The organism is Halococcus salifodinae DSM 8989 (assembly GCF_000336935.1).
GTDB classification, from domain to species: domain Archaea; phylum Halobacteriota; class Halobacteria; order Halobacteriales; family Halococcaceae; genus Halococcus; species Halococcus salifodinae.
Window position 1 is genome coordinate 375,889 of record NZ_AOME01000051.1, and the last position, 26,365, is coordinate 402,253.

Annotated in this window: 24 protein-coding genes, 1 tRNA gene and 3 pseudogenes; 18 read left to right on the forward strand and 10 right to left on the reverse strand. The window is 61.7% G+C overall.

Features of this window, described 5'->3' with window-relative positions; translation table 11 throughout:
• Nucleotides 1-105: 105 nt before the first annotated feature.
• Complete coding sequence (locus tag C450_RS09035; protein ID WP_005042850.1) at nt 106-519, reverse strand: rhodanese-like domain-containing protein; 414 nt, start codon at nt 517-519, stop codon at nt 106-108.
• Nucleotides 520-624: 105 nt separating this feature from the next.
• On the opposite strand from C450_RS09035, the gene C450_RS09040 reads away from it, so the two are divergent.
• From C450_RS09040 to C450_RS09060, 5 genes are all read left to right on the forward strand, one after another.
• Nucleotides 625-1,110 (forward strand): cupin domain-containing protein, encoded by a 486-nt coding sequence (locus tag C450_RS09040; RefSeq protein WP_049909991.1) that lies wholly within the window; start codon nt 625-627, stop codon nt 1,108-1,110.
• Between the two features lie 135 nt (nt 1,111-1,245).
• Nucleotides 1,246-1,476 (forward strand): hypothetical protein, encoded by a 231-nt coding sequence (locus tag C450_RS09045; protein WP_005042853.1) that lies wholly within the window; start codon nt 1,246-1,248, stop codon nt 1,474-1,476.
• The gene (locus C450_RS09050) at nt 1,473-1,865 is read left to right on the forward strand and encodes a PIN domain-containing protein (protein WP_005042854.1); all 393 of its coding nucleotides are present in this window, start codon (nt 1,473-1,475) and stop codon (nt 1,863-1,865) included. The genes C450_RS09045 and C450_RS09050 overlap by 4 nt, the downstream gene beginning before the upstream one ends.
• Before the next feature lie 329 nt (nt 1,866-2,194).
• Nucleotides 2,195-2,557, forward strand: coding sequence for a cupin domain-containing protein (locus tag C450_RS09055; protein WP_005042857.1), 363 nt, complete (start codon nt 2,195-2,197; stop codon nt 2,555-2,557).
• Nucleotides 2,558-2,626: 69 nt separating this feature from the next.
• Nucleotides 2,627-3,139: a gamma carbonic anhydrase family protein gene (locus C450_RS09060; RefSeq protein ID WP_005042859.1), complete on the forward strand. Its 513-nt coding sequence runs from the start codon at nt 2,627-2,629 to the stop codon at nt 3,137-3,139.
• Between the two features lie 12 nt (nt 3,140-3,151).
• On the opposite strand, the gene C450_RS09065 is transcribed toward C450_RS09060, so the two are convergent.
• Complete coding sequence (locus C450_RS09065) at nt 3,152-3,859, reverse strand: SOS response-associated peptidase (protein WP_005042860.1); 708 nt, start codon at nt 3,857-3,859, stop codon at nt 3,152-3,154.
• 153 nt (nt 3,860-4,012) lie between these two features.
• Here C450_RS09065 and C450_RS22575 point away from each other — a divergent pair, with 153 nt between their 5' ends.
• From C450_RS22575 to C450_RS09095, 6 genes and pseudogenes are all read left to right on the forward strand, one after another.
• Complete coding sequence (locus C450_RS22575; RefSeq protein ID WP_005042862.1) at nt 4,013-4,918, forward strand: DsbA family protein; 906 nt, start codon at nt 4,013-4,015, stop codon at nt 4,916-4,918.
• A 1-nt stretch (nt 4,919) separates the two neighbouring features.
• Nucleotides 4,920-5,519 (forward strand): hypothetical protein, encoded by a 600-nt coding sequence (locus C450_RS09075; protein ID WP_005042864.1) that lies wholly within the window; start codon nt 4,920-4,922, stop codon nt 5,517-5,519.
• 67 nt (nt 5,520-5,586) lie between these two features.
• Nucleotides 5,587-5,886 (forward strand): annotated as a pseudogene (locus C450_RS09080) (hypothetical protein).
• Nucleotides 5,887-6,061: 175 nt separating this feature from the next.
• On the forward strand, nt 6,062-6,454 hold the full coding sequence (locus C450_RS09085) for a hypothetical protein (RefSeq protein ID WP_005042868.1): 393 nt from the start codon (nt 6,062-6,064) through the stop codon (nt 6,452-6,454).
• 79 nt (nt 6,455-6,533) lie between these two features.
• A complete protein-coding gene (locus tag C450_RS09090; RefSeq protein ID WP_005042870.1) occupies nt 6,534-7,817 on the forward strand; it encodes an ornithine cyclodeaminase family domain in 1,284 nt (427 codons plus the stop codon).
• 146 nt (nt 7,818-7,963) lie between these two features.
• Nucleotides 7,964-8,428 (forward strand): TRAM domain-containing protein, encoded by a 465-nt coding sequence (locus C450_RS09095; RefSeq protein ID WP_005042872.1) that lies wholly within the window; start codon nt 7,964-7,966, stop codon nt 8,426-8,428.
• Between the two features lie 42 nt (nt 8,429-8,470).
• Here C450_RS09095 and C450_RS09100 read toward each other — a convergent pair whose 3' ends face one another.
• A complete protein-coding gene (locus tag C450_RS09100; RefSeq protein ID WP_005042874.1) occupies nt 8,471-8,743 on the reverse strand; it encodes a DUF7091 family protein in 273 nt (90 codons plus the stop codon).
• Nucleotides 8,744-9,248: 505 nt separating this feature from the next.
• Between C450_RS09100 and C450_RS09105 the strand changes: the two genes are divergently transcribed.
• The 3 genes from C450_RS09105 to C450_RS09115 all read left to right on the forward strand — a co-directional run bounded on the left by C450_RS09105 (nt 9,249) and on the right by C450_RS09115 (nt 11,232).
• Nucleotides 9,249-10,124 carry a replication protein A gene (locus tag C450_RS09105; protein ID WP_449271551.1) on the forward strand — a complete coding sequence of 292 codons (876 nt, stop codon included), beginning with the start codon at nt 9,249-9,251 and terminating at the stop codon, nt 10,122-10,124.
• Nucleotides 10,124-10,717: an RPA family protein gene (locus C450_RS09110; protein WP_005042879.1), complete on the forward strand. Its 594-nt coding sequence runs from the start codon at nt 10,124-10,126 to the stop codon at nt 10,715-10,717. Before C450_RS09105 ends, C450_RS09110 begins: the two co-directional genes overlap by 1 nt.
• A 98-nt stretch (nt 10,718-10,815) precedes the next feature.
• A complete protein-coding gene (locus tag C450_RS09115; protein WP_005042880.1) occupies nt 10,816-11,232 on the forward strand; it encodes a hypothetical protein in 417 nt (138 codons plus the stop codon).
• On the opposite strand, the gene C450_RS09120 is transcribed toward C450_RS09115, so the two are convergent.
• A complete protein-coding gene (locus tag C450_RS09120) occupies nt 11,229-11,681 on the reverse strand; it encodes a DUF5814 domain-containing protein (protein WP_005042883.1) in 453 nt (150 codons plus the stop codon). The genes C450_RS09115 and C450_RS09120 overlap by 4 nt on opposite strands.
• A gap of 114 nt (nt 11,682-11,795) precedes the next feature.
• On the opposite strand from C450_RS09120, the gene C450_RS09125 reads away from it, so the two are divergent.
• The 3 genes and pseudogenes from C450_RS09125 (at nt 11,796) to C450_RS09140 (ending at nt 15,624) form a co-directional block, all read left to right on the forward strand.
• Nucleotides 11,796-11,867, forward strand: a tRNA-His gene (locus tag C450_RS09125).
• 1,566 nt (nt 11,868-13,433) lie between these two features.
• A pseudogene (locus C450_RS09135) lies at nt 13,434-14,091 on the forward strand (IS6 family transposase).
• Nucleotides 14,092-14,784: 693 nt separating this feature from the next.
• Nucleotides 14,785-15,624 carry an ABC transporter permease subunit gene (locus C450_RS09140; RefSeq protein WP_005042887.1) on the forward strand — a complete coding sequence of 280 codons (840 nt, stop codon included), beginning with the start codon at nt 14,785-14,787 and terminating at the stop codon, nt 15,622-15,624.
• A 424-nt stretch (nt 15,625-16,048) separates the two neighbouring features.
• On the opposite strand, the gene C450_RS09145 is transcribed toward C450_RS09140, so the two are convergent.
• From C450_RS09145 to C450_RS09160, 4 genes are all read right to left on the reverse strand, one after another.
• On the reverse strand, nt 16,049-16,501 hold the full coding sequence (locus C450_RS09145) for a VOC family protein (protein ID WP_005042890.1): 453 nt from the start codon (nt 16,499-16,501) through the stop codon (nt 16,049-16,051).
• A 500-nt stretch (nt 16,502-17,001) separates the two neighbouring features.
• The gene (locus C450_RS09150) at nt 17,002-18,123 is read right to left on the reverse strand and encodes a glycoside hydrolase family 26 protein (RefSeq protein ID WP_005042893.1); all 1,122 of its coding nucleotides are present in this window, start codon (nt 18,121-18,123) and stop codon (nt 17,002-17,004) included.
• Between the two features lie 716 nt (nt 18,124-18,839).
• A complete protein-coding gene (locus C450_RS09155) occupies nt 18,840-20,051 on the reverse strand; it encodes a glycosyltransferase (RefSeq protein WP_005042897.1) in 1,212 nt (403 codons plus the stop codon).
• Entirely contained in the window at nt 20,048-22,117 is a 2,070-nt protein-coding gene (locus C450_RS09160; protein WP_005042900.1) for a hypothetical protein, read from the reverse strand. The genes C450_RS09155 and C450_RS09160 overlap by 4 nt, the downstream gene beginning before the upstream one ends.
• 464 nt (nt 22,118-22,581) lie before the next feature.
• Between C450_RS09160 and C450_RS09165 the strand changes: the two genes are divergently transcribed.
• Nucleotides 22,582-24,051, forward strand: a complete 1,470-nt coding sequence (locus C450_RS09165) for an oligosaccharide flippase family protein (RefSeq protein WP_005042902.1) — start codon at nt 22,582-22,584, stop codon at nt 24,049-24,051.
• Between the two features lies 1 nt (nt 24,052).
• Here C450_RS09165 and C450_RS09170 read toward each other — a convergent pair whose 3' ends face one another.
• Both C450_RS09170 and C450_RS09175 read right to left on the reverse strand, forming a co-directional pair.
• Nucleotides 24,053-24,973, reverse strand: coding sequence for a glycosyltransferase family 2 protein (locus C450_RS09170; protein ID WP_005042904.1), 921 nt, complete (start codon nt 24,971-24,973; stop codon nt 24,053-24,055).
• A 286-nt stretch (nt 24,974-25,259) separates the two neighbouring features.
• A pseudogene (locus C450_RS09175) lies at nt 25,260-26,134 on the reverse strand (ISH3 family transposase); the annotation flags it as partial.
• Between the last annotated feature and the right edge of the window lie 231 nt (nt 26,135-26,365).

A 26,365-nucleotide genomic window follows, 5' to 3' on the forward strand; every position in this document is an offset into this window, starting at 1 on the left:
GAGAGTTCGGGAGGATCTGGGACGACTGTCGACGAGGCCATCGGGGCGTGCGGCGAATCCATCGAAGGTCAGCGAACGGATCGCCGACCGTCGTTCGAGTCGGAATCAGCTCTTGTAGTCCTTCTGTGGGACGTCGACGACGTCACCGCCGGATTCCTGCCACGCGGTGAACCCACCGTCGAGATGGGCGACGTCGGTGTAGCCCATTTCAGCGAGGCGTTTCGCTGCGAGCGCCGACCGGCCGGCCTCGTTGCAGTAGAGGACGTATCGCCGATCGGGATCGAAAAAGTCCTTGTAGTAGTCGGTCTCGGGATCGGCCCAGAACTCGATCATACCTCTCGGAGCGTGCTCGGCGTCGGGGATCGATCTCTCGATCCAGACCTCACGGATATCGCGGATGTCGAGGGCGATCGTTTCGCCTTCGGCGAGTTCGGCTTCGAGTGTCTCGACCGAGATCGATTCGACGTCGCGTTCGGCCTCCTCGACGAGTCCCCACGCGGATCGTTCGAGCGTGCTCATACCGCCACGTTCGTGGTTTCGGTGATAGCTCTTTGGCCGGTGGACGAAACGCGGTCGCCGGACGGTGGAGCGAACGCTTTTGACCGTGACGGCGGTGGTGTGGGCATGGAAAAAGTCGCGATCGACGAGGTCGACGTCGTCAACAATCCACTCGGCGTGCATTCGGTGCGCAAACCGGTCTCGGGGGCGCTCGGGACCGAGGAGTTCGCGATGAACTACTTCGAGCTCGAACCCGGCGAGTCCTTCTCGGGCGGGCTCCACACCCACCACGATCAGGAGGAGGTTTTCTACGTTCAGGAGGGCGAGACGACGTTCGAGGTTGGCCGCGAGCGCGAGGAAGTGTCGGTCGCGGCGGGCGAGTTCATCAGATTTGCCCCCGGTGAGTTCCAGATGGGGACCAACGAGTCCGACGAACAGGTAGTGGGGTTCGCGCTCGGTGCACCGAAGGCCCGCCACGACTTCGAGGAGATGGAGTCGCTCGTCGCGTGTCGCGAGTGCGGCGAGGAGACCGCCCACGAACTCGATCTCATCGAGGAGGGAGCCTTTCATCTGACCTGCACGGAGTGTGGCACCGAGTTCACGATGGGGTAGTCGGATCGTGGCTGAGAACTGGATCGTAGACGCTCTCGACGGCGCTTCGCAGCACGATCGAACGACGACAGTGCTAACGACGTGGCTTGTGATCCGAACGTTGATAAACTCGTATAACTGAGTATACGGAAACCCATGAGCAAGTCGGTCCGCGTCTCCGAGGAGTTCCACGAGTTCGTCGCCTCGCACAAGCGCGACAGTGAGACGATGGAGGACGCGCTTCGCCGGCTCATCGGTGGGCCACACCCCGAAGACGTCGCAGGCATCCTTTCCACAGAGACAGCAGCGGCGATGCGCGAGCGAATCGGTGCGAAGCGAGCGACCGAGGCCGACGCGAAGCGTGACCTCAGGGAACGCTTCGAGTGATACTCGACACCTCGTTTCTGATCGATCTCTTCGCCGGCCGCGACGCCGCCTTCGAGATGGGGGTGGCGCTGGTCGAACGACGGGCCGTCCAGCGCGTGCCGACGCCGGTCGTGGCGGAACTGTCCTACGGCGTGGCCTTCGGCGACGAGGACGAGCGTCGGAACCTCCGGAACGCACTCCGGATGTATCCAGTGGTCGAGCAGGACGCGGCACTCGCCCGTCGTGCGGGGCAACTGCTCGCGCAGGCGGACATGGACGCGGGCGGGGAGAGCGGGATCGGCAGAATCGACCCGATGATCGCCGCGGTCGCGGACCGATACGACGAGCCGGTCGTGACCGACAACGCCACTGACTTCGAAGCGCTCGGCATCGAGGTTGTGTCCTACTGAGGTCGTGGATCGCGACGGAGCCACGACTGCGAGGCGACAGCGTATCCTCCTCACGCCCGGCGAAGCAGACGCGGTACAGGTCCCGCCGGGACCAGCGCGAAAGCGTCATTTCTCCGTGGGGCGTAGCGCCGCCGGCCGATGACGAGGCGCGGTTCCGAGCCGGACTCGGCACCTGGTGACGACGAGCCCTATGAGTACCGAGGCCGACACTCGTGCCGCGTCGATTTCGATCCCTGGCGTCGGACACGAGTTTGAGACGGTGGACGAACAGTCAAACGCATGGCTGCCGACATCTTGCTAACCGAACGGTCCTAATCAGGAATCAGAACATGGAACACGAGAAAGTCGATCTCGAAGCGAAACTCGCCCAGTTCGACGAACAGTGGTCGCCGAAGCTCGTCGGTGAGCTCAACGGCCAGGCGGTCAAGCTCGCCAAAATGGAGGGTGAGTTCGTCTGGCACCACCACGACGAGGCCGACGAGCTGTTCCTCGTGCTCGACGGCCATCTCACGATCGAACTTCCAGAAGAGAGCGTCGATCTCGACGAGGGCGAGTTCTATATCGTCCCGCACGGCGTCGAGCACAAGCCCGTCGCGGACGGCGAGGCGCACGTCCTGCTGTTCGAACCCGCCGAAACACGGAACACCGGCAACGTCGAGAACGAGCGCACCGCCGACACCGAATCGATCTGACCGCTGTCCCTTCGCAGGTATGTCAGCCACCCCCATAGAGGTTTATTCGATGGGCTCTTTGTAGCACATATGACGGGTCGCTACGCGTTCGAGGGGACGGAGCCCGACATCGATCCCGCTGCCCACGTCAGTCACGGGGCGACGCTGGTCGGTGACGTCGCGGTGGGCGCGCACGCGAGCGTCTGGCCTGGCGTCGTGCTCCGGGGCGACGTCGCGCCCGTCCGGGTCGGCGAGCACTCTCACATCGGTGATAACGCGGTGCTCCACGCCTCGACCGCGGGCGATCGAGTGATGATCGGCCACGGCGCGGTGCTCAACGACGCCGTCGTGGAGGACGGCGCGCTCGTGGGGTTCAACACCACCGTGAACTCCGACGTCACGGTCGGGGCCGGAAGCATCGTCGCGAGCGGGACCACCGTGCCGGAGGGGTACGACATCCCACCGGAGTCGTTCGTCCGCGGCGTCCCCGCGACCGTGACTCCGCTCGCCGAGACCACGCTCGATCCCGAAGCGATCTTCGAGGCCCACTCCTCGGGAGCGTACACCGATCTCGCCGAACGCCACGACGACCTCTTTTCTTGATTCTAGCTCGTCTCAGGCAGAGGCGTCGACTTCCTCGACGAGTTCCGACGAATCGTTCGCGGGGCTGTTCACGGCGGTCGAGACCGGGTACGCGCGCATCTCCTCGGCCGGGTACGGTTCGAGAAGTTCCTTCCCGTCGGCCTCGCCAGCGAGCCACTGGCGTTCGCTGTCGGGCGAGAGCACCACAGCCATCCGGTCGTGGAGCGGCTCGATCACGGAGTTGGGTTCGGTCGTGACGATCGTGAACGTCTCGATTGGATCAGCCTCGCTGTCGGGTTCGCCGTCGCCGAACTCGTCGAGACCCGTCTGTTTCTGTGGGGGATGCCAGCGTTCCCACAGTCCAGCGAGCGCGAACGGTTCGCCGCCGTCGATCGTGACGCGGTAGGGCTGTTTGCCGGCGTCGGTTTCGGTCCACTCGTAGAACCCGTCGGCGAGCACGAGACACCGCCGGCGCTCGTACGCCTCCTTGAAACTCCGCTTTTCGTCGACGGTCTCCGCGCGGGCGTTGATGAGGCGGTTCCCGATACTCGGGTCGTCGGCCCATCCTGGGATCAGTCCCCACTGGAGGTGGTCGATGGTCTCGGGCGCGTCGTTCGTGATGACCGGTAGCTTTTGGCCGGGTGCGGCGTTGTACCGTGGCTCCAGCGACCGTCTGGTGGTTACACTGAATCGGTCTTCGAGGGTGTCTGGTGGCGTGAAGATGGTGTAGCGTCCGCACATACTCGAACCACGCTACCAGCGTGAATAACGCCATCGGCCCCCAACTCGTTCGCCTCGGTTCGCGACAGAGAGGCCCTTCCCGAAAGCGACGGTCGTGCGCCGTCCGTGCCAGTTCGGGGGAGGGCTATACTCGCGCCGGCCGTGGGTTCTCTCATGCAGATTGATCGGCGGGCGTTCCTCGCGAGCGCCGTGGCGGCCGGCGCGCTGGCCGGCTGTCTCGGTAGTGGTGGGGGGACCGGTGGAAATGGTGATGAGAACGGAAGCGATACCGGGGGCGCTGACGACGGAAACGACAGTGGTACGGCGAGTACGACGGCTGGCAGCCAGGCGAGCGGCACGACCGCATCCGGGTCGACGAACGCTACTGGGTCGACGAACGCTACTGGGTCGGGACGATCCACGTCGTCAGGTGAATCCACGTCGAACGGCAACGGGTCGTCGACCACTGTCGGATCGGCAACGAACGGGACGGCCACCGGAACGCCACCAGCCGCGAGCATCGACCATCCGGCGGTCGCGGCGCTCGCGGGCCAGCCGTACCGCGGTCCGACGCCTGGTGCGGCCCCAGGCCTGATCGTCGCCTTCGAGGACCCCTCGTGTACGAACTGCGAGCGGTTCAACACCGGCACGCTCCCGACGCTCGAAGCGGAACTCGTCGAACCCGGCGAGGCGACCTACGTCTATCGGAACTTCCCGTATGCCTACGAGTGGGGCAAGCCCGCGATGCAGGCGCTCGAAGCCACCGACGCCCGGAGCGAGGCGGCGTTCTGGGAGCTGAAGACCCACTATTTCGAAACGCAGAGTGAGTTCTCGAACTCGAACGTGCTCGACCGGACCCAAGAGTTCCTCGCGAGCGAGACGGATCTCGACGCCGCGGCGGTCGTCGCGGACGCCGAGGCCAAAAAGTTCGACGCGGCGGTCCAGCGCGACATCGACGCCGGCGAGAACGCTGGCGTGGTGAGCACGCCCACCTTCTATCTCTTCCGTGACGGCGAGTTCCTGACCGAGATCCGGGGTGCACAGAGCTACGACGTGTTCGAGCAGGCGCTAGGGGTCTGAGATGGCGGCGACTCGCTCGATCCGACTGCCGACCCGAGCGCGCGACTGGCGACTGATGGCCCGTACTGCGAGGCTGGTCGTCACTATCCCGCTGTACGCCGCGATCGCGCTCGTCGCCGCCGTGTGCGGGCTGACGCTGTTCGTGCTCTCACAGAACCTCCCGCTCGCGGAGTTCATCGTGACGAGTTCGTTGCCGCTCGACAGCCGACTGATCATCCTCGCCGAGCAGTACCCCTTCATCGGGACGAACTACGGCACGCTTCAAGGTGTGCTGCTCGTCGTGACCGCAGTGCTCGTCGGGGTGAACGTCGCGATGGTGATCTACCATCTCCGCGAGCACGCGCTCTCGGCCGCCCAGGGCACCACGAGCGTCGCGGGCGTCGTGCTCGGCACGCTCGGTGCGGGCTGTGCGGCCTGCGGCTCGGCGGTGCTCGCGGGCGTGCTCTCGCTCTTTGGCGTCACGGCGTCGCTCGCCGTGCTGCCGTTCGACGGCCTGGAGTTCGCTGCGCTCGCGCTGGTGGCGCTCGTGTTTTCGGTGTTCTGGCTCGCACGCGGAATGCGCGGCGGTGAGATCAACGGCTGTCCGGTCGAGCTCGACTGAGCTACGGCGGGACAGTGTGCGAGTGGGGTTCGAGGCCGGGCTCGGAACCTGTTTCGAGGACTGACCGATGGCATACGCTCGCGGCATGGTCGTGAAGCGTCCCGATTTGTTCGGCTCACACAGTCACTGACCGTACGTCTGTTTGAGCGACGATACCCATCCATTCAGCGAAGAGGAGGCGCTCTACGCCGCGGTGACGACCACACGGCGCTCGGTGGCGATCCCGTTGGCTGACGATGACTTCACGACCGGCGGTCTCGACCACGAGAGCTACGTCAACCCGTGGACCGTCACCTCGGTTCGACACGCCGACATCCGGACCGAGGCGGTCGCTCGGGAAGCAGCCGGCTACCTCGGCGTGCAGTGAGGTGGCGTTCCGTCGCCGTAGCACACAATACGTCTCTGTCCATCTCGTCAAACGTGACTGACGGGACGGAATACACGTTCCGACGGCTCTGAACCGTTTGGCCGCAAGTATAAATCGGAGAGCGCCGTACCCGAGGCCAGTCGGCCGGACGCCGGACCGTCAGCCCTCCAACATCATGTCGGACGCATCGCCCGATCCGTCGTTCGAGATCCCCCACCCGCCGGAGCGACGCTATTCTCGCCACGACGGCCTCGAATACGGCGGTGGGACCGTCTTCTCGCTGACACCCGGCGACGACATCGGGAACGACGAGTTGAACGCGCTTCTCGTGGGCGTACTCGACGGCGAGGCGTACACCTACGGCGACTGGTTCGACCTGCCGATGGCGCTGTACCTCGTCCACGACACCGAGACCGGCGACGTGTTTCGTGCGGCCGTTCGAGACGGGACCATCGAGTTCCACGTTCTTCCCGAGACCGATCCTGCGGGGCTGCGCGGGCTCTACCGCCGGTTGTGTGCGGTGAGTGACGCGACGTGGCGCGTCGAACGCCGAACCGACGCCGAGTGAGTTCGGCCTCACTCGCACCCACGACGCCAACACTCGCGGCACCCGCAACCGACTTATTCACCCCACGGTATCCCCGACTATGACCGTTTCGCGCGAGGTCGAACTCTCGGGCCACATCATCGACTCGGGGATGATGCAGGCGTGTTTCGGCGCGATCATGGATCTCGGGGGATCGTTCGAGGTCGAGGAGTTCCAGATCGGCCGGAGCGAAGTCGAGGAGTCCTACGCCCGGCTCACCGTGTTCGCCGAGGACGAGGCCGAACTCCGCTCGATCGTCCACGAACTCCATCAGAACGGCGCGAACCCCTCCCATCCGGTGGATGCGAGCCTCGAACCCGCACCCGACGACCAGGTCGTCCCGCCCGACTTCTACTCCACCACCAACCACCCGACCGAGATCCGCTACGATGGCGAGTGGCTCTCCGTCGACCGGATCGAGATGGACTGCGCCGTCGTGGTCGAGGAGGGAGCCGGCGACGGGGACGATGTGGATGGCGACACTGGTGGTGACGACGCGGGCGGCGACGGTGGGCCACGCGCGTACACGAAGGTGTTGAACGGGATCGAGGCGGGCGATCTGGTGGTCACCGGCGAGACCGGGATCCGGGTCCGCCCGCCCGAACGCCCGCGAGACAAGGAAGGTGCGTTCGGGTTCATGCAGGGCGGGGTTTCCTCGGAGCGCCCCTCCGAATCGACCATCACGAAGGTCGCCGAGGCGATCGCCGAGACCAAGCGCGAGGGCGGGTCGGTCCTTGCCGTGTGCGGACCGGCACTGATCCACTCCGGCGCGCGAGAGGACCTCGCTCGCCTCGTCCGCGAGGGGTACGTCGACATGCTCTCGGCGGGCAACGGATTCGCGGTCCACGACCTCGAACGCGATCTGTACGGCACTTCCTTGGGGATGGATACCGAATCACTCGACCACCCGCGAAAGGGCCACAAACACCACATCTACACCATCAGCGAGATCATCCGCGCCGGCGGAATCGAGGAAGCGATCGACGCGGGGCTGGTCGAGTCGGGTGTGATGTACGAGTGTGTCGAAAACGATCGTCCGTACGTGCTCGCGGGCTCGATCCGCGACGACGGCCCGCTGCCCGACACGATCACCGACGCCGTCGAAGCCCAGAACGCGATCCGCGAGCAGGCCCACGAGGCCGACCTCGTGCTCATGCTCTCGACGCTGCTCCATTCGGTCGCGGTCGGGAACTGTTTGTCCTCGACGACGCGGGTGATCTGCGTCGACATCAACCCCGCGACCGTGACTCAGCTCCTCGATCGAGGCAGCGCCCAGGCGGTCGGGATGGTGACCGACATCGGGACGTTCGTGCCGATCCTCGCCGAGCAGTTGCTCGACGAGTGAGCACCGGAGTGGTTGCGGTAGCGGTGCGGCGGCAGAGCGGACCGAGCGCCCTGCGTTCGTGGTCCGAAAACCGAAGATTTTCGAACGACAGCAAACGGTGGGTGAGGAGTCGCAAAGGTTTAGCGGGCGGGTACGCTACCGCGAGCATGGCGGACTGTCCACTCGCCGACGAATGTCCCAGCTTCTCCGAGCGGGTCGCCGGGATGGGGTGTCAACACTACGGTAACCGGGGTGGTGCGGAGTGGTGCAACCACTACAGCCAGCCCATCCGCGAACTCAAATCCCAACCCGTGCAGATCGGCGAGGAGCTCATCGTCGACGTGACGGACATCCACGAGAGCGGAGCCGGCGTTGGTCGGACCGACGACGGGTTCATCGTCTTCGTCGACGGCGTGCTCCCCGACGCACGCGCCCGGGTGAAGGTCACCAAAGTCCGTTCGAACCACGCTCGCGCCGACGAACTCGAACGTCTGCCGATGGACGACGAAGACGAGGAATCGGGCGACGTGACGGACGGCGAAACCGACGACGATGACGACGAAAACGGCGGCGACGACAGGCCGAAGCGCCGCCAGCGGCTGGGGAGTCGGGAGAACTTCTGGGGCGGGTAGGACGGTTCGGCGACCGAGTGGACAGCTTTTCTCGACGCGGTTTCACCACGTCTCGACGGTGCCCTCGCGGACGTCTTCGAGACAGCCTTCGCAGTCGGGATGGCCAGCCTCGAAGCAGTCGGGGACGTAGCCGTCGAGCATGACGGTGCGCTTCTGGGCGTGTCGACGACACACTATTTTGGCGTGTTCGTCGTAGGGTCCCTCGGCGTCGGCGCGTTCCTGACCGCGGCTGTAGGCGCGCTTCGCCGCCGCGAACCGCCGCCCCGCTGCACGCGCGGTCGCCCCGAGGAACCCGCTGCGCCCCTCGTCGCTCATGGGTTCGATTGCGCGGCGCGCTACAAAGGCCCGTCGGCTGCGCCGGGGGTTCACTTTCACCTCGCTCGCGGAACTTTTTATACCATCGGGGGCCAACCCACGTGTGTCTCCCACCGAAAACAAAGCGGAGACAGGAACACCAATGACGGACGTACAACAGCACGCAGAGCAGATACACGACCAGTTTTCGGATACGCTAGACATCACCGTCGCGGACGTCGAGGAGCGCCTCGACACCCTGGTGAACGAGTACAAGGTCCCCGCGGAGGAGGCCCGCCGGAGCGTCACCAGCAGCTACCTCGACGAGGCCGGGATGGACAGAGACGAACTCGGTGGCGAGAGCGAGGAACGCACCCTCGAGACCATCGCCGCGCCCGAGGAGTGGGTCGATATCACGGTGGAGGTGCTCCAGCTCTGGGAGCCCCGCAGCGAGTCGATCGCTCAGGTCGGTCTCCTGGGTGACGAGACGAGTACGATAAAGTTCACCGCGTGGGCGACCTCCGAACTGCCCGAACTCGAAGAGGGATCGGTCTATCGGCTGGAAAACGTGGTGACCGACGAGTACGAGGGCCGCTTTTCAGTAAAGCTCAATCGAACGACGACGATCGAGGAACTCGACGAAGAGCTCGACGTGCCCGAGTCGGGCGGCGACAGCGAGGACCGCGAGATCGGTGCGATCGATGCGCCCGAGGAGTGGGTGAACGTTACGGCGAAGATCACTCAACTCTGGGACCCACGCAGCGAGTCGGTCGGCCAGGTCGGCCTGCTCGGCGATCCCTCCGGCACTCTCAAGTTCACCAAGTGGGCGAAGTCGGATCTCCCCGAACTCGAAGAAGGGTCGGTCTACCGGCTGGAAAACGTGGTGACCGACGAGTACGAGGGGGATTTCTCGATCAAGCTCAACCGGACGACGACGATCGAGGAGCTCGACGAGGAGATGGAGGTCGGCGACGACGCCATCACCGTGGAGGGCGCGCTGGTCGATATCCAGCGCGGCAGCGGTCTCATCAAGCGGTGTCCCGAGGAGGGCTGTACGAGAGTGCTCCAGAACGGCCGGTGTAGCGAGCACGGCGAGGTCGAGGGCGAGTTCGACCTCCGGGTGAAGGCCGTGATCGACGACGGCAACGCGGTCCACGAGACCATCTTCGATCAGGAGGCGACCGAGGAGCTCGCCGGCATCTCGCTGGACGAGGCGAAGGAGATGGCGATGGACGCGCTCGACACCTCCGTGGTCGCCGACGAGATCCGAGAGGAGGTTCTCGGTGGGTACTACCGCGTGGAGGGCCCCACCCTCGGCCGGTACGTGCTCGCGAACGAGTTCGAGCGACTCGGCGGGCCGACGGATGCCGAGGAGACGCTGATCAAAGCGAGGTCGCTCTAATGAGTGGAGCACCCACCCGTGAGGTCGCCCAGCGCGTGTTCGCGAGGGAGTTCAACGACGGCAGCGAGACGTTCAAGGAGAGCGACGAGGAGCGCGCGCCGGTCTACCTCCTCCTCCCGACGGGCGAGCGCGCGAACCGGATCTTCTTCGTGGGCACGCTGACCGAGACCGAAGACGTGGGTTCGGATTCGGAGTACTGGCAGGGCCGCGTGGTCGATCCGACGGGCACGTTCTACGTGTACGCCGGCCAGTACCAGCCCGAGGCCGCGAGCGCGCTTCGGGAAATCAATCCTCCGGAGTACGTCGCAGTGGCGGGCAAACCTCGAACGTTCGAGACCGACGACGGCGAGACCAACGTCGCCGTTCGTCCGGAATCGATCACCGTGGTTGACGATGCCGCCCGCGACCGCTGGGTGGTCGAGGCCGCCGAGCGGACGATCGAACGGATCCAGGCCTTCGACGACGACACCAACGAGTACGCCCGGATGGCGACCGAACGCTACGATCTGCCGGTCGAGAACTACCGACGCGCGGCGGTGTCGGCGCTCGAAAGTCTGGAGGAAGACGACGAGGTCGCGGTCGACGCTGACTGACGCGGCGTCGATCCGCGGCTCGTTTTCGGCCTGCCGGACCGCCAGTGCCAGCGTCTGACAAAGGGTTAAGTCGACGGGGGCGAAAGACGCGTATCCAGATGGGCAACAAGAACAAGACGATCTCGTTTCGGGTGAACGAGGACGCCTTCGAGACACTCCGCGAGATCGCCGAGGAGCGCGATATTTCCCTTTCGGCGGTGTTTCGCAACTACGTCGACATGCTGGTTGCCCACGACGGCCAAGTGCAGGTCGTCCCCGAGCACGAGGTCGACGACGAATCCACAGAGAGCGGGTCGAGCTTTCCGCCGAAGGTCGAGGTGCCCAAAAGCTACGTCCGCGAGCACGAGCGCCTCGAACTCGAAGCCGAACATCTCCGCGATCAGCTCGATGAGCACCGGCGGTACGTCACCCAGTTGAGTCAGCGTCTCGAAGAGGAGGAGGGCGGCGAGGACGTGATCCAGCTCGAAGAGCTCGACGACGAGGTCGACAGCGAAGAGCCGTTCAAGTTGGGTTAGAGCAGGTCGCGTTTCCGTTCGCTCACTCGTTGTTCCATCTCGCGGTCGTGTTCGACGCTCGCGAGGTCCTCCATCGCTTCGAGCGTGCGGACCGAGTTGTCGAGAAAGGAAAGCACGTCGCCCGGATAGGCCGTCACGAGGTACTCGTCGCCCATCACGTCGACGATGGCGTCGGGACCGAGCCCCTGGGCACGGAGATCGAGCAGGTAGCGCATGAACTTGCGTTCGGGGTGGCCACAGTAGGGGTTCGACTCGCAGTCACAGTCGAGAAAGTCCTCGGCGAAGTCGAGCACCCGTTCTTGCGTTGCGTCGTCGAGCTTCGAGAGCCCCTCGCCGGAGTAGAGGATATCGAGGGTCGCGCCGCTGAACGCGCTCCGCGGGATCCGGGTTTCGAGCTGAGACCCGATCCGGCGGTGGTTCTTGACGTAGATCTTGTCGGTGATGGCCACGCGTAAGGGGAGCGTACGGGCGAGGCGGCAAAAAGCATCGCGGAACCGTATCGACGACTCGGCGGCCCGAGTCGTAACGTACTTTATTCGCTGGGGGTAACTCTCGCTTGCGTGTCCGGGTTGGGGTAGTGGTCATCCTTCAGCCTTGTGGAGGCTGAGACGCGGGTTCGATTCTCGCACCCGGACCATGACAATTCTCTTTCGCTAATTCGACCAACGCACTCGTACAGTACACCCGCCAAATCCACCGACTCGACGCCGTAGGTTCATCAACGGTGACACAGCAGCTTCGACCATGTCGTTCGAGTGTCCGACGTGCAGATCTGCGTTCGACACCAGATGAGGGCTTGGAGTCCATCACAGTCTCGTTCACGACGAACGACTACCGAACAGAGAGTGTGCGAACTGTAGCGGCGAGTTTTACTGCTCGTATGCGAAGAAGTACTGTTCCGTGGAGTGTCGTTGTGAGGGGGGTATCGTTCGAGGATGAAGCAAATCCGAACTATCGAGGGGAAAAGAGGATGCAGAATGTCGGATCTGTGGAACCGAGTTCGAATATTATTTTTCAACGAAGAAAGGTCTGTACTGTCCGGATTGCGTCGCAGACGAATCGTGGCGGATAACGCCCGATATCAAAGGACTCAGCCATCCATTGTGGGGCGGTGGAAAGATGGAACGAGAGTGTGCGATCTGCGACACGGCTATCGAACGGTATCCGAGCAACTTCACTGGCGACGTGGCTGTATGTAGCGAGGACTGCCGTCGGACGTGGTTATCGGCGGCTTTCACCGGCTCTGATCATCCGAACTGGAAAGGAGGCGGTAACGAATCGTACGGGACTGGCTGGCGAAACGTTCGAAAGCGAGCGCTGAAACGCGATGGACACGCGTGCGTTCGGTGTTCGAAAACGAAACACGAACTCGGTCACAATCCGGACGTCCATCACATCGTGCCCGTTCGATCGTTCGATGAATCGGAAGATCACAAAAAAAGGACACGCACTGTCTCGAAAACGTGGCTTCACTCTGTATCGCGTGTCATCGGACGGCCGATTTCGGGAAGATCTCGAAGGGATCGCTTTGGACATTGATTGCTGAGTGATGTTACGATGTCAAAACATAGGCTCGATTCTCGCATCCGGACTCCATCCCCTTTGCGGCCACTTCCTGACTCGATAGCGGAGAGGAAAACCATCCTGCGAGACGACGGGAGGTGATCTTTCAGAGTTCTGAAAACCACCCGAACGGTGAAACCCAGTTACCCCGCACTACTGTGGCTCTGATGCCTTCAACGGACGCTATATTGATGTCCTTAGAGCGCCTATATGTGTCAGAGGTGCGGCCTTCAGTTCCGCGTGGCATCACCCAAGAGGCCGTACCTCGTCCATTTCGACCTTGAATTCGACAGTTCTCCTTGGGTGGCGGTGACAAACTTGGATACAGGACTGTGTGTCGCAGATCGGTCGATTGAGTCCCTGTTCTGCAACGACCCACGTTCATCTGGCCAGTGGGTGTGATACCAGCGGAGGGGGAGGGTGGACCAACGGGGCGGCGGTTACAAGGTGATGCCACGCAACGGACCGCCCATCGTTGGTCCTATGAGACAATCCATGGTACGTTGTAATAAGTTTTGTGCGTGCTTTATAGGTAGTGTTCAGATACGGCTGAAAAGTGAGGCGCGGTGTGATTTCAGTGCTCTATGCGGAAATCCACCCGCCTCAACGGTTGTTTGGACGAGATCGAGTGAGGTTTTGTGGAGCGAGAAGCAACGCCGCGACTGTTGATGAAGCTCGGAATCCAGTTGCATCTCGCCGGTCTTTCGCTTTCGAACACTGTCTCGATTCTCGACGTATTCGGCGTTAGTCGCGCTCGATCCACGATCAATAACTGGGTTCACGAGGCGGAGTTACAGCCAGAGTCCGGCAAGACGCCGGAGCACGTCGCGGTCGACGAGACCGTGATCCGACTCGACGACGAGCGCTACTGGCTGTACGCCGTGGTTGATCCCGAGTCGAACGAACTGCTNGAGACCGTGATCCGACTCGACGACGAGCGCTACTGGCTGTACGCCGTGGTTGATCCCGAGTCGAACGAACTGCTGCACACGAAGCTTGAGTCGACCAGAAACACCGCTCTCGCTCATGGCTTCTTCGCCGAACTTCGTGAGAAACACCACGTCGATGACGCCACGTTCCTCGTCGACGGCGCGACACCGCTACACGAAGCCTGCCGCCGCCGACGGCCTCGATTTCCGCTCCGAACGACACGGAAATCGTAACGCCGTCGAACGTGTCTTTCGCGAGGTGAAACGACGTACCGCCTCGTTCTCGAACTGTTTCGGTCACGCCGATCCAGCAACTGCCGACGAGTGGTTGCGATCGTTCGCCGTCGCATGGAACCAGCGTATCTGAACACTACCTTCAGAGCCGGGGCCACATCTACTACGTCGACGAGCGGGTCTACATCACGCCGACTGATGAATGATCGGTAGAATCGAGAGGTAGAACGTGTACTCCGGACGATCTCACTTCTACTCCGGTTGGAAAGGCTCTATAATGGCGTGGTGTCTCCCTGAGATAGAGGGCGATGCTCTCGCCAGCCCTCGGATCAGAGCGCGTCACACGCTCTCCCCTCCTTTCCACGATCATGCTTGAGACAGTGAAAGCGTGCTGGGCCACTCGGATCGCGAACTCGTCGTGGAGTGCCGTCAGTGTGGCTTGAACGTGGATCCTGGTGTAGAGTCGTGTCCAGTGTGTAACTCCACCGAAATCGCCCAGTACGACATCAGTCGGTAAGGGGACAGTCTAAAACAGTGATAGGTTTCAGCGGTCGTGCGAGATACAGGGCGCGTATCTTGCATATAGCCTGCACTCAAAGGCGAAATATGATGTGCAAAATTAGGATGGTGCTCTGATTGACGTACAACCGGTGGTTGCGTCAGAGAGACCTCCAACGGGATTCACGGTCTTGTTTATCCTGCCTGGCCTCTGATCCAGAAGAAACCGTGGGTGTGGGTCGGAGTGTGGTTTTGTATACCAGGGCCAATTGCGTAGACGGATCACAAACCAGTAGCCCTAAAAGGCAATTAAATCTACATTAGCAGAATGGGCTTGGCTGCAGTCACGAAAAAGGAGTTTCAGGACGCTATCCGGTCGTACACGCTCCACGGGCTCATCGTGCTCTTTGTGGCCATGACGGGGTTTTGGGCCACGATTCATTGGATACCAGAAATGGGCGATCCGGTGACTGGCAATCTCGATACAATCGCACTGCTGAATAGTATGCGACAACCAGCGTTATATCTCATTCCGCTGGTGGCACTCGTAGTCGGATATAAAGCAGTTGCCGGCGAGCGCGAACATGGGAGCATTCGGTTGACTCTCGGGCTCCCAAATACGCGGAGGGACGTTTTCCTCGGGAAGGTCATCGGCCAAACTGCTGTGGTTTCAGTTGCGATACTGTTTGGATACAGTACCGCTGCCCTCATCGCGTTACTCACATACGACTCGTTTGCGCTTGATGTCTTTGTGGTATATACACTGCTTTCGATGCTCTATGCGCTGGTCTGTATCTCTATTGCCGTTTCATTTTCAGCAAGTACACGATCGCTACAGCAGGCAATTATCGGTGCAGGCGCGATTTATTTGGTGACTTTGATATTATGGGATTCGGTTTTGACACTACTCATAACAGTATTCGTTAACAATCCATCCCAGCCAGAATCATTCCCTGATTGGTTGATACTGTTTAGCTACATGAACCCATCAACGGCATTTGCTCAGGCGACGAGAGCGGTCATCCCAGCGGCTCGTGAAATTACGGTGTTCCCCTTGTTAGGTGCAACTCTCTGGAATGACTGGTACGGTTTCATTGTTATGGGGTTATGGATACTTGTGCCACTAACCATCGGCCATCTGTTATTCAGTAGAGCAGACATACAATAATCACATTTGATTGGAGTCTATGGGTTTTGCCAGAGAACATTTTCCAATCTAACCCTGGCTGACGTGCTAATAGAGATCTGTTGACAGGTGAATCCGGGTTTTCGGCTACCCTGCCGGCAGCCACTTAGTCGTTGACAGGGGACAGTTCGGTAGGTTTGTGGCAGGAGATAGCGACAGAGGCTAGGTGCGAGAGATACCCTCTATCTCACACGTCGCTCTTGGCAAAAATTCGCCAGCTTGGACAAACGCTGCTGAATAGGCAGCGTGTATCTTGCATCCTAAATTGGCAAATCACACAGTCCAGCTGAAGATCAGCGTTGGTAGCGTCTGGTCGCAGTTGCCGATGGCGTTGAGCGAATATCCTCGTCCACAGTATCACTGCTCATTGCGATCAGATATGGAAGTCGGAGAGTCGGACGGCCGCCTAGCTCGCTTCCCTGGGGGCGATCTGCTCGGTGAGCTCAATGATCAATCCTTCAGGACCGCGGACATAGCAGAGTCGATAAGCGTCCTCGAAATCACGGACCTCACCGACCGTGTCAAAACCGTTGTCTCGCAGTTCATCGACGATCGTGTTGAGGTCATTAATTTCGATAGCGATGTGTCGGAACCCCAGCCGGTTCGCCGGCAAGGGGTGCGCGCCCTCACTGTCGGCCGGCGCATGGTACTTGACGAGTTCGAGTTTGCCGTTGCTGTCCGGCGCTCGCACCATCACCACCTCCGCTCGGACGCCATCAAGTCCGTTGATCTTGTCCACCCACTCGCCCTCGACCAGCGTCCCGCCCTCGCGCTCGAATCCCAGATTGAGGAAGAACGCGGCCACGGCGTCAAGATCATCGACGACAACACCCACGTGATCGAGACGTAGCGTCCCCATATCAGTCGCCCCTTAGAGAGTCCGACTCCAGTGGGGTAACGTAGATCTGCAGCTCCCGGTCATCGACTGAGATGGGTTTCATCGAGTTCATCGACTTCTACATGATCGGGAATAGAGATAGCTGTTGCCCGTGCTGAATACAGCCTCTGTATCTTGCACGGTATTTCTGGCAGCCGTCGGGGAGTATGCACACCCAGGCATGATTTTGATTGCCAACCCCCACAGCAGAAATGCGTGTTACTCGGGATTAGAGAGCTAAGGATGAGTAAACTCTCATGGCGTGAAGCGTCTTGGACTGATATCAGAGATGAGACGCTGTTGAATCACCGACCTTCTCCACCCCGTTCTTACTCCATGCTCCGGGGATTTAACAGGCATTCATACCATCAAAGCCGATAAATCCCGTCCTCGATGTCGGCGATAACTCAACCAGCGGAACGCCTTGCACCGACGAATGTTACATCACTCTTTCTAATTGATTTTTCTGACAACGTAAGAAATCAGAACCGTCCCGCGAACTCGTCGTTGGTCAGGGACCGAGGGTGGTCCGGACGCGCGTCACGCCCGGTCGGAGGTTTGGTTTCGCGCCGGTAGGCATTGTAGACTGGGTACCGTTTGTTGTCGATTGTAACGGCCGAGGTGCCGTGCTCTCCCCCGAACACCGCCCAGTCGGACTCCCAGGTGCCCGTGTCGTCGAAGTTGTACCAACAAACCAGTTCGATGTTCTCGTCCGTCGCGAACGAAACCAGCTGTTCGATCCACTCGGCTTTCCGCGACGGGCGGAAGGCCCCATCGACGAACGACGTGCTGCTCACCTCGGGGAACGCGAGCGGTTTGTCGGCAAGAGCCTTCATCCGGTCGATCATCGACCCGAACCGCTCTTCCGGCGTCTGCCAACGCGAGTACTGGTTGATATCACCGTAATTGAAACCGTTGAGGCCGATCCAGTCGACGTACTCGTCGCCCGGGTAGTATCGCTCGGTCGGGATGTCCCCGGCCTGATCAGCGTTCGGGGTCCAGACCCACTGTATCACGCGTTCGTCCATCCCTTCCTCCTCGAACCGATTGTGGAGGTGACGCCACATCCCGACGTAGTCCCGTGGGGAACCGGTTCGTGTCGTCGGCCCAGCCCCGCCGTCGGACCAGAGCACACCCCACGGATACCAGTCGCCGTTCATCTCCTCGGCGGGGACAAAGTAGAACCGACGGTCGCGGGACCCCGTTGGCTTCGCCCACGATGCCAACTCCCTTGCCCACGCTCTGATGATGTCGTCGTACGTCCCGTCGGTGATCTTGCGCTCAACGTCCGCCGGGGTTCGCTCACGCGGTGAACGATAGGGCTGCCAGACGACCAACGGCACCTGCCCGCGGTTCCAGATTGGCGTCATTCGCGTCCGGACGAACGTTTCGACCCACGCCTCGCCGGCGAGGGCGTCCACAAAGAGCTCCGTGACAGCCGGTTTCCGACCGAGCCACGTGCCGAACGCCTCCGAGTCGAACCCCCGTTCGCCGTTGTAGGTGCCAGTTAGGAACGTTCCGGACCGCCCCGAGGAGTCTGAGGATCCGCCACTGTCGTCCACGTCCCCTGGCGTCCCCTTGTCGGTCCCATCGGTAGGGAGCATCCCCAAGCAACCGGCTACAGCCCCGACTCCCACACCCCCCATCGCGCACAGGAACCGGCGACGCCTGGCTCGGCGAACGCCGCGTCGAGTACTGGTCGACTCGTTGTGGATTCCCATCGTTTCTGCGCTCTTAACCTTGATCAGCATGTGGTAAATGGATACCGGTTCATATCGGGTCACGTTGGACGGTTCCCTCGGTTGGCCGTCCGTCCCAGCCGGAGGAATTTGATCCCCTTCGCAAGGAAATCGTTATGACGAGGCGTGTTGTGTTTGTACTCATGAGACGGGAGACAACGGCGCGCCTGGTCCGACTTCTCGTCCGGTGGGGGGTGATCCCGCACCCGTACGGAAGGAACTACGCAAAGTGTACGATCGGTCCGCTCGGAAGGTGCCGAGAGATCGATGGGTCGGTGAGCGATTGGGAATCATTCCGAGACGGCATCCCGGAGGAGGATTCGCGGACGGACGACTCGTCGGATCCCTGAACAGATTTCTGTCCTAGCACTGTCTAGTTGAACGATTTCGAACGCATTAGTGTAGCTCTCTGAGGAATCACCCCGAACACAGACGGGGATTCTCAATCAAGTAGCTGATCGTCTCTCTGGCTCACTATCCATCGAAGCAGTTCTTAGCTATCTTCTGACACCAGTTCAACTATCAAATATCCGAAATCGGCTGATACGCCTCAACTAGACCGTGCCTCTGTCCTACACACCTCACCTGTTTCGGCGGCTCTCAGCGTATATTTCCACCAGCGAATCGACGTGGGTTTCGAGGGTGTGTTCGCGCGCCCACGCGAGCGCGGCCTCGCGCATGGCAGCGGGGTCGTTGTCGAGGACTCGTTCGATGGCATTGACGAGTGCGTCGGCCCGACCCGGGTCGCACAACGCACCCGTCTCGCCGGAAACGACCAGCTCCGGGATCCCCCCGACGTCGGTGCCGACGACCGGAAGCCCCGTGGCGTAGGATTCGTAGATGGCGAGCGGCGAGTTCTCCGCCCAGACAGAGGGCACTACGCCGACGGTCGCGTTCCGCCGGAGTGATCGGAGTTCGGCCTCGGTGACGAATCCGTGGTAGGTGAGGTTCGCGCTCGATTCGGCGCGGCATTCGACTGCGGACTGGAGTGGCCCCGTGCCACAGAGATCAAACTGAACGTCGGAGAGGTCAGCCGCCGCCGCGAAAAGTGTATTGAGCCCTTTTTCGGGAGTAAGGCGGCCGACGTAGAGCACGCTCGGGTCGTCGGGTGGCGGTGAGGTGGATTCGGCTATCCGTTCGACGCCGTGCTGGAGGCACCGACAGCGAACGCCTTCGAAGAAGCCGTGTTCGCGGTGGGCGTCGATAACGAACTGGCTCGGGCCCACGACGGTATCCGGCGTCCCCAAAAGCGCTCGCTGGATGCGTGAATAGCCCTTGGTCACGAGCGGGTGGTTTCCACCCGTTCGGTCGAGGCCGCCAGGAACGCTCCCGATCCGAACGGTGCTTCCTGGACTGATGAGGTTGTAGTTGTGCAGAGTGTGGACGTATGCCGCGTCGTTCCGGGCGGCCGCGCGGGACGACAGCGTCGAGATACCTTCGAGTTCGTTGACGTGGACGACGTCGGGGTTCGTCCGGTCGAGGAGCCGCTCGACCATCGCCACTGAGTGGGGATTGACCGCGTCGAGCGCCCGCCAGACCGCTTGGCGCGGCAACGAGTAGCCCTCGTAGGAGGTCTTGTACGCGACGTTTATCGGGCTGAACCGCCAGACATCGATCCCCTCGTAGCTCGTCCGATGGGGAGTGAGGCTCGCCGGCCCGTCGTAGGGTTCCGTCGCAATGACGAACAGCTCGTGCCCCTTACGCTTGAGGCGCTTTGCGACCTCCAAAACGTAGTTCTCGGCTCCGCCGGCCGCTTGCGGGAGGAACACGCCCGATATGAAACAGATCTTCATCGTCGTCCCTCGCCGTTCATCGATCCGGTTGCAGGTGGCCCCAGCCTATCAGTGTTCGTGCTCCCGGCTCCGGCCGATTCCCTGGTCCTCGGTGCGATCACCGACCCGTTCGGATTCCAGAGCAGCCCGCCCTGGCCGTTCGCGTAGATTTTGTCGGTCGTGCCGACGGTCCGGTTGAGCCATCCCGCGGCGATGTTGAGCTCGCCGACGGAGACATCGTTGCTGGCCAGATACGAGAGCCGGTGGCCGACGAAACGGTCCCGATAGAGAAAGAGCCCTTCGCCGGTCTCGATACCTGATGTCGTCACGCTCGCTGACTCGCGGGCGTCGACGCCGAAGCCCTGCATCGCCATGCTGCCGACGGCGAACGTGTATACAGTGGTGTTGTGTCGTTTCAGGAACGCTGCCGTGGCTTCGAGGTCACGATACTCGTCCGTCGAGAACTCCTTCTGTGGGGACGGCGTCGGGTAGAGTTCGTAGAGGTTCGGCCCGTCATTGAGCGCGTAGAGGTCGTCTCCAGCGTTGTAGTTCAGCGGGGCCGTCGTACCGAGCACGGCCACGATGACGACCGCGACGGCAAGGGTCGTTCGTCCGGTTCCGGTCGCGCGCGCCAACCGGACGAGACCGATCCCGATAGCGACGGCGAAGAACACGGCAATCGGGAGCTGAGCCCGGTCTATCCCCGGCAGGGCGAGCGGCGTCCGGAACATCACGACCGACCCGACGACCCCGACGGCGAACAGCGGGAGGGCCGGCCAGTACCCTCTCCGGTGGTCGACGACGGCCGCGAGGCCGAGCGCGAACACCGCCACAAGAGCGATCTGATAGATCCCGTCAGTGCTGAGGAGCCCCCAGAGAGCGGTCTCGGGGGTCAGCGCGGGAAGCTCCATCCCGAGGGCGTAGGTTGGCGTCGGGGCCCCGCTGTCGGAGGCGAACAAGCTCAGACGGAGGATGCTCCGGACCGAATAAGCGAGTTCGGCGAGGAACGTCGAGCGGTACGACCAGTAGGCGAATGCCCCGAACGCCGTGACGGTGACCAGGTAGGTTCGGGGGCGTGAGAGGGTCTGCCGGTCGTTGGGATGGCGGTCGTCGATCCGCCGGAGTGCGCCCGTCACCAAGAACAGGATGCCGACGATCGGGACGAAGAACACGATCGTGAGGTGGTGGGTGAACACGAGCGCCGCCATTACTGCGACCCCAACGATGCTGTAGCGGAACTGGGCCGATTGCACCTGATTCGCCCGATAGGCGATATAGAGCGCGAACGTCGCTATTGCGACGGCGAACGTCTCCGGGAAGAAGTACGTCGCGTAGTAGAGGAAGGGCTCGACCATGACGAGGCCGACCGCGGTGAACGCAGCGAGTCGGTCGTCCCGCGTCGTCACCCGAATGGTCTCGAATACACAGACGATGACCAGCCCGTAGACCACGATCCCGGCCAACATGATCGCGTCGTAGGCCGAGATCCCCCCAAGGACGTCGAGCGAGCCAACGACAAGATGGAAGCCGGGGAAGAATCGATAGCGGGGGATGCCGGCGACCGACCCGGTTCGAATCAACGTCTCGACGTAGGTCGTATGGAACAGCGTGTCGCCGCCCGCGTAGTAGAACCCGTTCGTGAGGTACTTGCTGATGGTCGCGCTCCCGTAGAGCGCGAGCGCCTGCGCGAGAATGGCTCGCGAGTCGACCTCGGCGGCCAGCTGCAGTCCAAGGAAGCCGAAACCGATTGGAAAGGCGATCAGCAGCCCGATCGACCGGTCGCCGGTCACGACCGAGATTCCGACCGCACAAACCGCGGCGAGCCAGACTGTTCGGGGGCCGTATCGGCGGGCGTAGCCCTCCCACACCGCCGAAGCTGTCTCGGCCGACGACTGCGAGTAAAGCCAGGCCGCGAGCGCCAGTCCGACGACGGTGTACGCACCCTTGATCGCCGTAACGACGCCGACGACGGCCGTCGCCACCACTACCGCGAGCGCCGCACCGACGAGCAACGCCACGAGCATCGGCGCGCCGGACCGTCCGTCGGCGAAGTGATCGCTCATTTCGACCACCCCAGTGTCCGCCATCGCCACACGTATCGGGGCCCGGTGGTGGGAAACAGCCGCATCATCACCGTAAAATGTGCTCCAGCCGACTTCTTTCTATTGGTTAGTCTCGTGGTGTGTTCGAGCCGGGTCGACGCGGCCATCGACGAATGTCCGAGTCAAGCGGTCTTCGGAACGACCGGTGTCCGGTGATGTTTAATCCTACTTCCGCGGTTTGATCTGAACATGTAGCACGATTTCTCTAGGGATGATACAGTCTGACGATTTGAGAACAAGATGGGACGACGTTATCGAATGGACATAGTTCACGATGAAGGCAACGTAGGAACCCACCTACTGCTGAAACATCACAGACGTTGTGGAAGAACCCCCTCTGTACCACACGAAAACGCTCTCAAATCATCGATTTGCTAAACCGCGGAAGTAGGATTAAGTCAGCGGGGTTCGTTCCGAAGCAGTGTGTCTCGAATCGAGGATCCGGACCGATGAGTGAGAGCGACCTCGGTCGCGTCACGGACGTCTTTGAGCAGTTCGTCCGTGACCTTGGCCTGTACGCGGTCGCGCGGGTCGTTCCGGCGATCCTCAGCGTGGTCACGCTGGTGGTCTTCACTCGTGCGTTCCCCCCGAGCGCGTACGGCCGATATGCACTTACCCTCTCGATCGCCACCATCCTCGGGACGGTCTGTTATGGCTGGATCGATCAGGCGATCGTCCGATTCGAGCCCCACATCGAACCCTCGTTGCTGATCGGTAACGTCTCGTGGCTCATCGTTTCGATTGGGGTCGGACTCGGCATCCTATCGGTGCTCGTTCGTGTGATCGTAGCGCCCGTTCTCGGTCCGTTCGAACCGTTCGTGTTCGCCGGCGCTGCGGTCGCCATCACACAGGGGACCTATTACGTCCTTAGAGCGCTCCTTCGAGTCCGCCTCCAGTCGCGGTCGGTCCTGAGATACGAGCTCATCCAGTCGGTCGGTGGTGTGGCGTTTGCGCTCGTACTCGTGTTCGTGGTCCTGAACGATATCGTGGGATGGCTCTGGGGCACTGCGATCGCTTCCGGGGCTACAGCGTTGGTACTGGCGGTCCAGCTCGGATTTCGCACCGACTCGATCAATATCGATGCCGCGTTCGCAAACCGAATGGCGCGCTACGGTTTTCCGCTCATCGGCTGGCTCGTCGGGTTGACGGCGCTCAATTTCGCAGACCAGATCCTCATCCAACTCCTCCGCGGGAGCGAGGCGACCGGGATCTACGCCTCGAACTACTCCGTGGTGCTCTACGGATTAGGACTGGTTTTCACCCCGTTTGTTACGGCCGCCGAACCGATCTTGATGAACCTCTGGAACGACGACAACGACGCCGAGCTAGCGGCAGTTATCACGGATATCACCCGCTATCTCCTCCTCGTGGGCGTACCCGGTGTGATCGGTCTCTCGGCACTCAACCGGGTCGTGAGCGGGCTCTTGCTCGATACCTCGTATCTCGCAGGGTCGATCATCATCCCGTTCGTCGCCGCGGGGCTCCTCTGCTGGAACGCCGCCGTTATCGGGCAGAAAGCCATCGAGATCGAGGAACGAACCATCGTCCTGTTCGTCGGCGTTGCGATGACGGTTGTGGTCAACGTCATCACTAACGTCCCGCTAATCATGCGATTTGGCTACGTCGGCGCGGCCATCGCGACGTTCGTGAGCTTCCTGCTGTATGCCGTGTTCATCTACGTGGTCTCCCGGCGATTCATCCCGTGGCGGCTTCCGTGGCACAGCCTCCGCAACACCGCCGTCGCCTCGCTTGCACTCCTGGTTCCCTACGCAGCAGTGTTCGGTCTCGGATGGGGATCAACTCTTCCGCTGGTCGTCGCCAGCGTGGTCGGGAGCGCTGGCTATCTCGGAGCCATCTATCTCCTCGGCGAACTCCAAGAGACCGAGCTCCGGAAACTCAAGGGAATGCTCGGGTCCTGACTCATCGAAGCTGGTCGAGGACGGCGTGCTGGAACCGACGGCCGAGTTCGTGGCCGGACCGGCCGAACAGCGAAGCGGCGAGTTCCGCGATGTGCTGGGCCCGGTCCGTCGGCGCGTAGTACGCGACACGGGCGAACGCCAGGATCGCTCGGGGCGACCAGCGACGCTCGCGGAGGTAGAGGAGTGCCTTCAGCCGGTTCGCTTCGGCCAACGCGTGGCGACGCACGTCCCGGTCGGCCTCGTCGTAGAGCGGTTCGTATCGGTCGAGGAGCTTCCACCGCGATTCGAGTGCCGTCCACGACAGGCCGAGGTGTTCACCGCCCTCACCGACGAACACCAGTGGCTCCCTGATGGCGACGAACTCCGTGATGCGTGCCAGCTCGACACGCAACCAGATATCACCCGACCCTTCAAACGTGTCCTGTAGAGGTCCGACAACGTCGAGCGCCGACCGCTCGACCAACAGCGTCGAATATCGCCAGATATCGTTCCAGAACCCCAGAGCCTGCTCCAGCACGGTCCCCGAAACCTCCGGCGGCGGAAGATGGACCTCGCCCGAGTCGTACTGTATCCCACAGAACGCCACCGACGCGTTCGGCCGTTCACGCAATGCAGCCACCTGTTTCGGGAGCTTTTCCGGGTCGATCCGGTCGTCGTCGTCCAGAAACTGGACATACTCCCCGGTTGCGACGTCGAGCCCGACGTTTCTGGCCGCTTGTGCCCCTCGATTCTCCGCCAGCTGGATGTACACCACGTCCTCGAATTCGTCGACGTCATCGGCGGCGTGACCCTCCCCGGAGTCGTCGACAACGATAATCTCGACCGGATCGTATCGTTGTTCGTGGACGCTGCGGATGGTTTCGGCGAGCTGCTCGTTTCGGAAGTACGTGGGAATTATTATGCTTATGATCTCGTCGTTCATGTGTTGCAGTCCCGAGATATGTCGTGTGTTGGTCGCAAACGCACTGCATTGGTTATATATCTTCCCTAATAAAAAGTGGTGCTTAGTGGTTCGTTCGGGAGGATCGCTGTGCAATCACCATCGACTGTTCGTTGGTATCAAAGTCGTCTTGCCGGGGAAAGCTCAGTACCTCACAATGCTCTCAAACTAACTCCTTCTGAGACGTGAACTCGGAGGAGATGGTGATGTCGAGCAGTTGCTGGAGCGGCAGNTGCCACTCGCCGAGCGGACTATCCCGGTCGGTGGATTAGCGCTCGAAGCGGTCGTCCGGTGGCTTGTTCGCGGGGACGGCGCGACGCACGGCGAGCGCCGTCTCCGCTGCTCGCCGTACCATCCCAAGGAATTCGTCGAATCGCCATGACCAGAGGCGTCGCGCGCCTTGGCGCGGCGACGCCACGTACTCCCAGTGAAGATAGCGCCACGCATTCTGGAGAAGGAAGCTGATCAGCACGTATAGAAACCGCACCGCCGGATTCTGTGTCGTCGTCATCGCAATGCTTCGTTCGGACAAACGGTAGGTCGATTCGATACCGAACCGCCGGCTGTAGTACTTCCGAGCCTGGCGTGGCGTCTCAATGAACGGCGCGTCGACGGCGTAGCCGTGACGCGCCACACCTTCCTCGCCGTAATTTCCTTGCTGGTACGTACAGTCGATGTAGACCGGGAAATCGACGGTCCACGTGTGACCGTCGATTTCCCCTCGGAGGTCGTGGTCGATCACGCGGCTCCAGCCCTCGCTCAGTTCGGTCTGGATCGCCTCGCCCCACTTCACGATCGGCATGACGTANGGAGGTCGTGGTCGATCACGCGGCTCCAGCCCTCGCTCAGTTCGGTCTGGATCGCCTCGCCCCACTTCACGATCGGCATGACGTACGCGCAGTTGTGGGCAGCGAGCAGCGTCAGACAGTACGTGTCGTAGAACTCGCGATCAAGGTAGACAGCCTTGACTTCGAGGTCAAGGCCTTCGAGTACGCCGAGTAGTTCCGCGAGGATCGAGCTGGCGGTGTCGCCGTCGGTCAGACGGCGCACCGCCAGCGTGTATCGTTTGTTGCGCACTCGCGCGTAGAGAGTGGCATAGCCGTGGAAAGTCGTCGTTCCGGCTTTGGCGAGTGACTCGTAGAGTTCCTCCTTGGAGTCGTANCGTTTGTTGCGCACTCGCGCGTAGAGAGTGGCATAGCCGTGGAAAGTCGTCGTTCCGGCTTTGGCGAGTGACTCGTAGAGTTCCTCCTTGGAGTCGTACTCCTCGCCGTAGTACGGACGGAGGTGGAGGTCAGCGGCGACCTCCACCGGCCGATCGGGGAGCAATTCGAGGATATCTTGCTGGATGAGTGTCTTGCCGACTCGTTCGAGCTC

Excerpts from the sequence above, each read along its gene's own strand:
- C450_RS09035 (WP_005042850.1), bottom strand. The coding sequence starts at position 519 with ATGAGCACGCTCGAACGATCCGCGTGGGGACTCGTCGAGGAGGCCGAA.
- C450_RS09040 (WP_049909991.1), top strand. The coding sequence starts at position 625 with ATGGAAAAAGTCGCGATCGACGAGGTCGACGTCGTCAACAATCCACTC.
- C450_RS09045 (WP_005042853.1), top strand. The coding sequence starts at position 1,246 with ATGAGCAAGTCGGTCCGCGTCTCCGAGGAGTTCCACGAGTTCGTCGCC.
- C450_RS09055 (WP_005042857.1), top strand. The coding sequence starts at position 2,195 with ATGGAACACGAGAAAGTCGATCTCGAAGCGAAACTCGCCCAGTTCGAC.
- C450_RS09060 (WP_005042859.1), top strand. The coding sequence starts at position 2,627 with ATGACGGGTCGCTACGCGTTCGAGGGGACGGAGCCCGACATCGATCCC.
- C450_RS09065 (WP_005042860.1), bottom strand. The coding sequence starts at position 3,859 with ATGTGCGGACGCTACACCATCTTCACGCCACCAGACACCCTCGAAGAC.
- C450_RS22575 (WP_005042862.1), top strand. The coding sequence starts at position 4,013 with ATGCAGATTGATCGGCGGGCGTTCCTCGCGAGCGCCGTGGCGGCCGGC.
- C450_RS09075 (WP_005042864.1), top strand. The coding sequence starts at position 4,920 with ATGGCGGCGACTCGCTCGATCCGACTGCCGACCCGAGCGCGCGACTGG.
- C450_RS09085 (WP_005042868.1), top strand. The coding sequence starts at position 6,062 with ATGTCGGACGCATCGCCCGATCCGTCGTTCGAGATCCCCCACCCGCCG.
- C450_RS09090 (WP_005042870.1), top strand. The coding sequence starts at position 6,534 with ATGACCGTTTCGCGCGAGGTCGAACTCTCGGGCCACATCATCGACTCG.
- C450_RS09095 (WP_005042872.1), top strand. The coding sequence starts at position 7,964 with ATGGCGGACTGTCCACTCGCCGACGAATGTCCCAGCTTCTCCGAGCGG.
- C450_RS09100 (WP_005042874.1), bottom strand. The coding sequence starts at position 8,743 with ATGAGCGACGAGGGGCGCAGCGGGTTCCTCGGGGCGACCGCGCGTGCA.
- C450_RS09110 (WP_005042879.1), top strand. The coding sequence starts at position 10,124 with ATGAGTGGAGCACCCACCCGTGAGGTCGCCCAGCGCGTGTTCGCGAGG.
- C450_RS09115 (WP_005042880.1), top strand. The coding sequence starts at position 10,816 with ATGGGCAACAAGAACAAGACGATCTCGTTTCGGGTGAACGAGGACGCC.
- C450_RS09140 (WP_005042887.1), top strand. The coding sequence starts at position 14,785 with ATGGGCTTGGCTGCAGTCACGAAAAAGGAGTTTCAGGACGCTATCCGG.
- C450_RS09145 (WP_005042890.1), bottom strand. The coding sequence starts at position 16,501 with ATGGGGACGCTACGTCTCGATCACGTGGGTGTTGTCGTCGATGATCTT.
- C450_RS09150 (WP_005042893.1), bottom strand. The coding sequence starts at position 18,123 with ATGCTCCCTACCGATGGGACCGACAAGGGGACGCCAGGGGACGTGGAC.
- C450_RS09155 (WP_005042897.1), bottom strand. The coding sequence starts at position 20,051 with ATGAAGATCTGTTTCATATCGGGCGTGTTCCTCCCGCAAGCGGCCGGC.
- C450_RS09160 (WP_005042900.1), bottom strand. The coding sequence starts at position 22,117 with ATGGCGGACACTGGGGTGGTCGAAATGAGCGATCACTTCGCCGACGGA.
- C450_RS09165 (WP_005042902.1), top strand. The coding sequence starts at position 22,582 with ATGAGTGAGAGCGACCTCGGTCGCGTCACGGACGTCTTTGAGCAGTTC.
- C450_RS09170 (WP_005042904.1), bottom strand. The coding sequence starts at position 24,973 with ATGAACGACGAGATCATAAGCATAATAATTCCCACGTACTTCCGAAAC.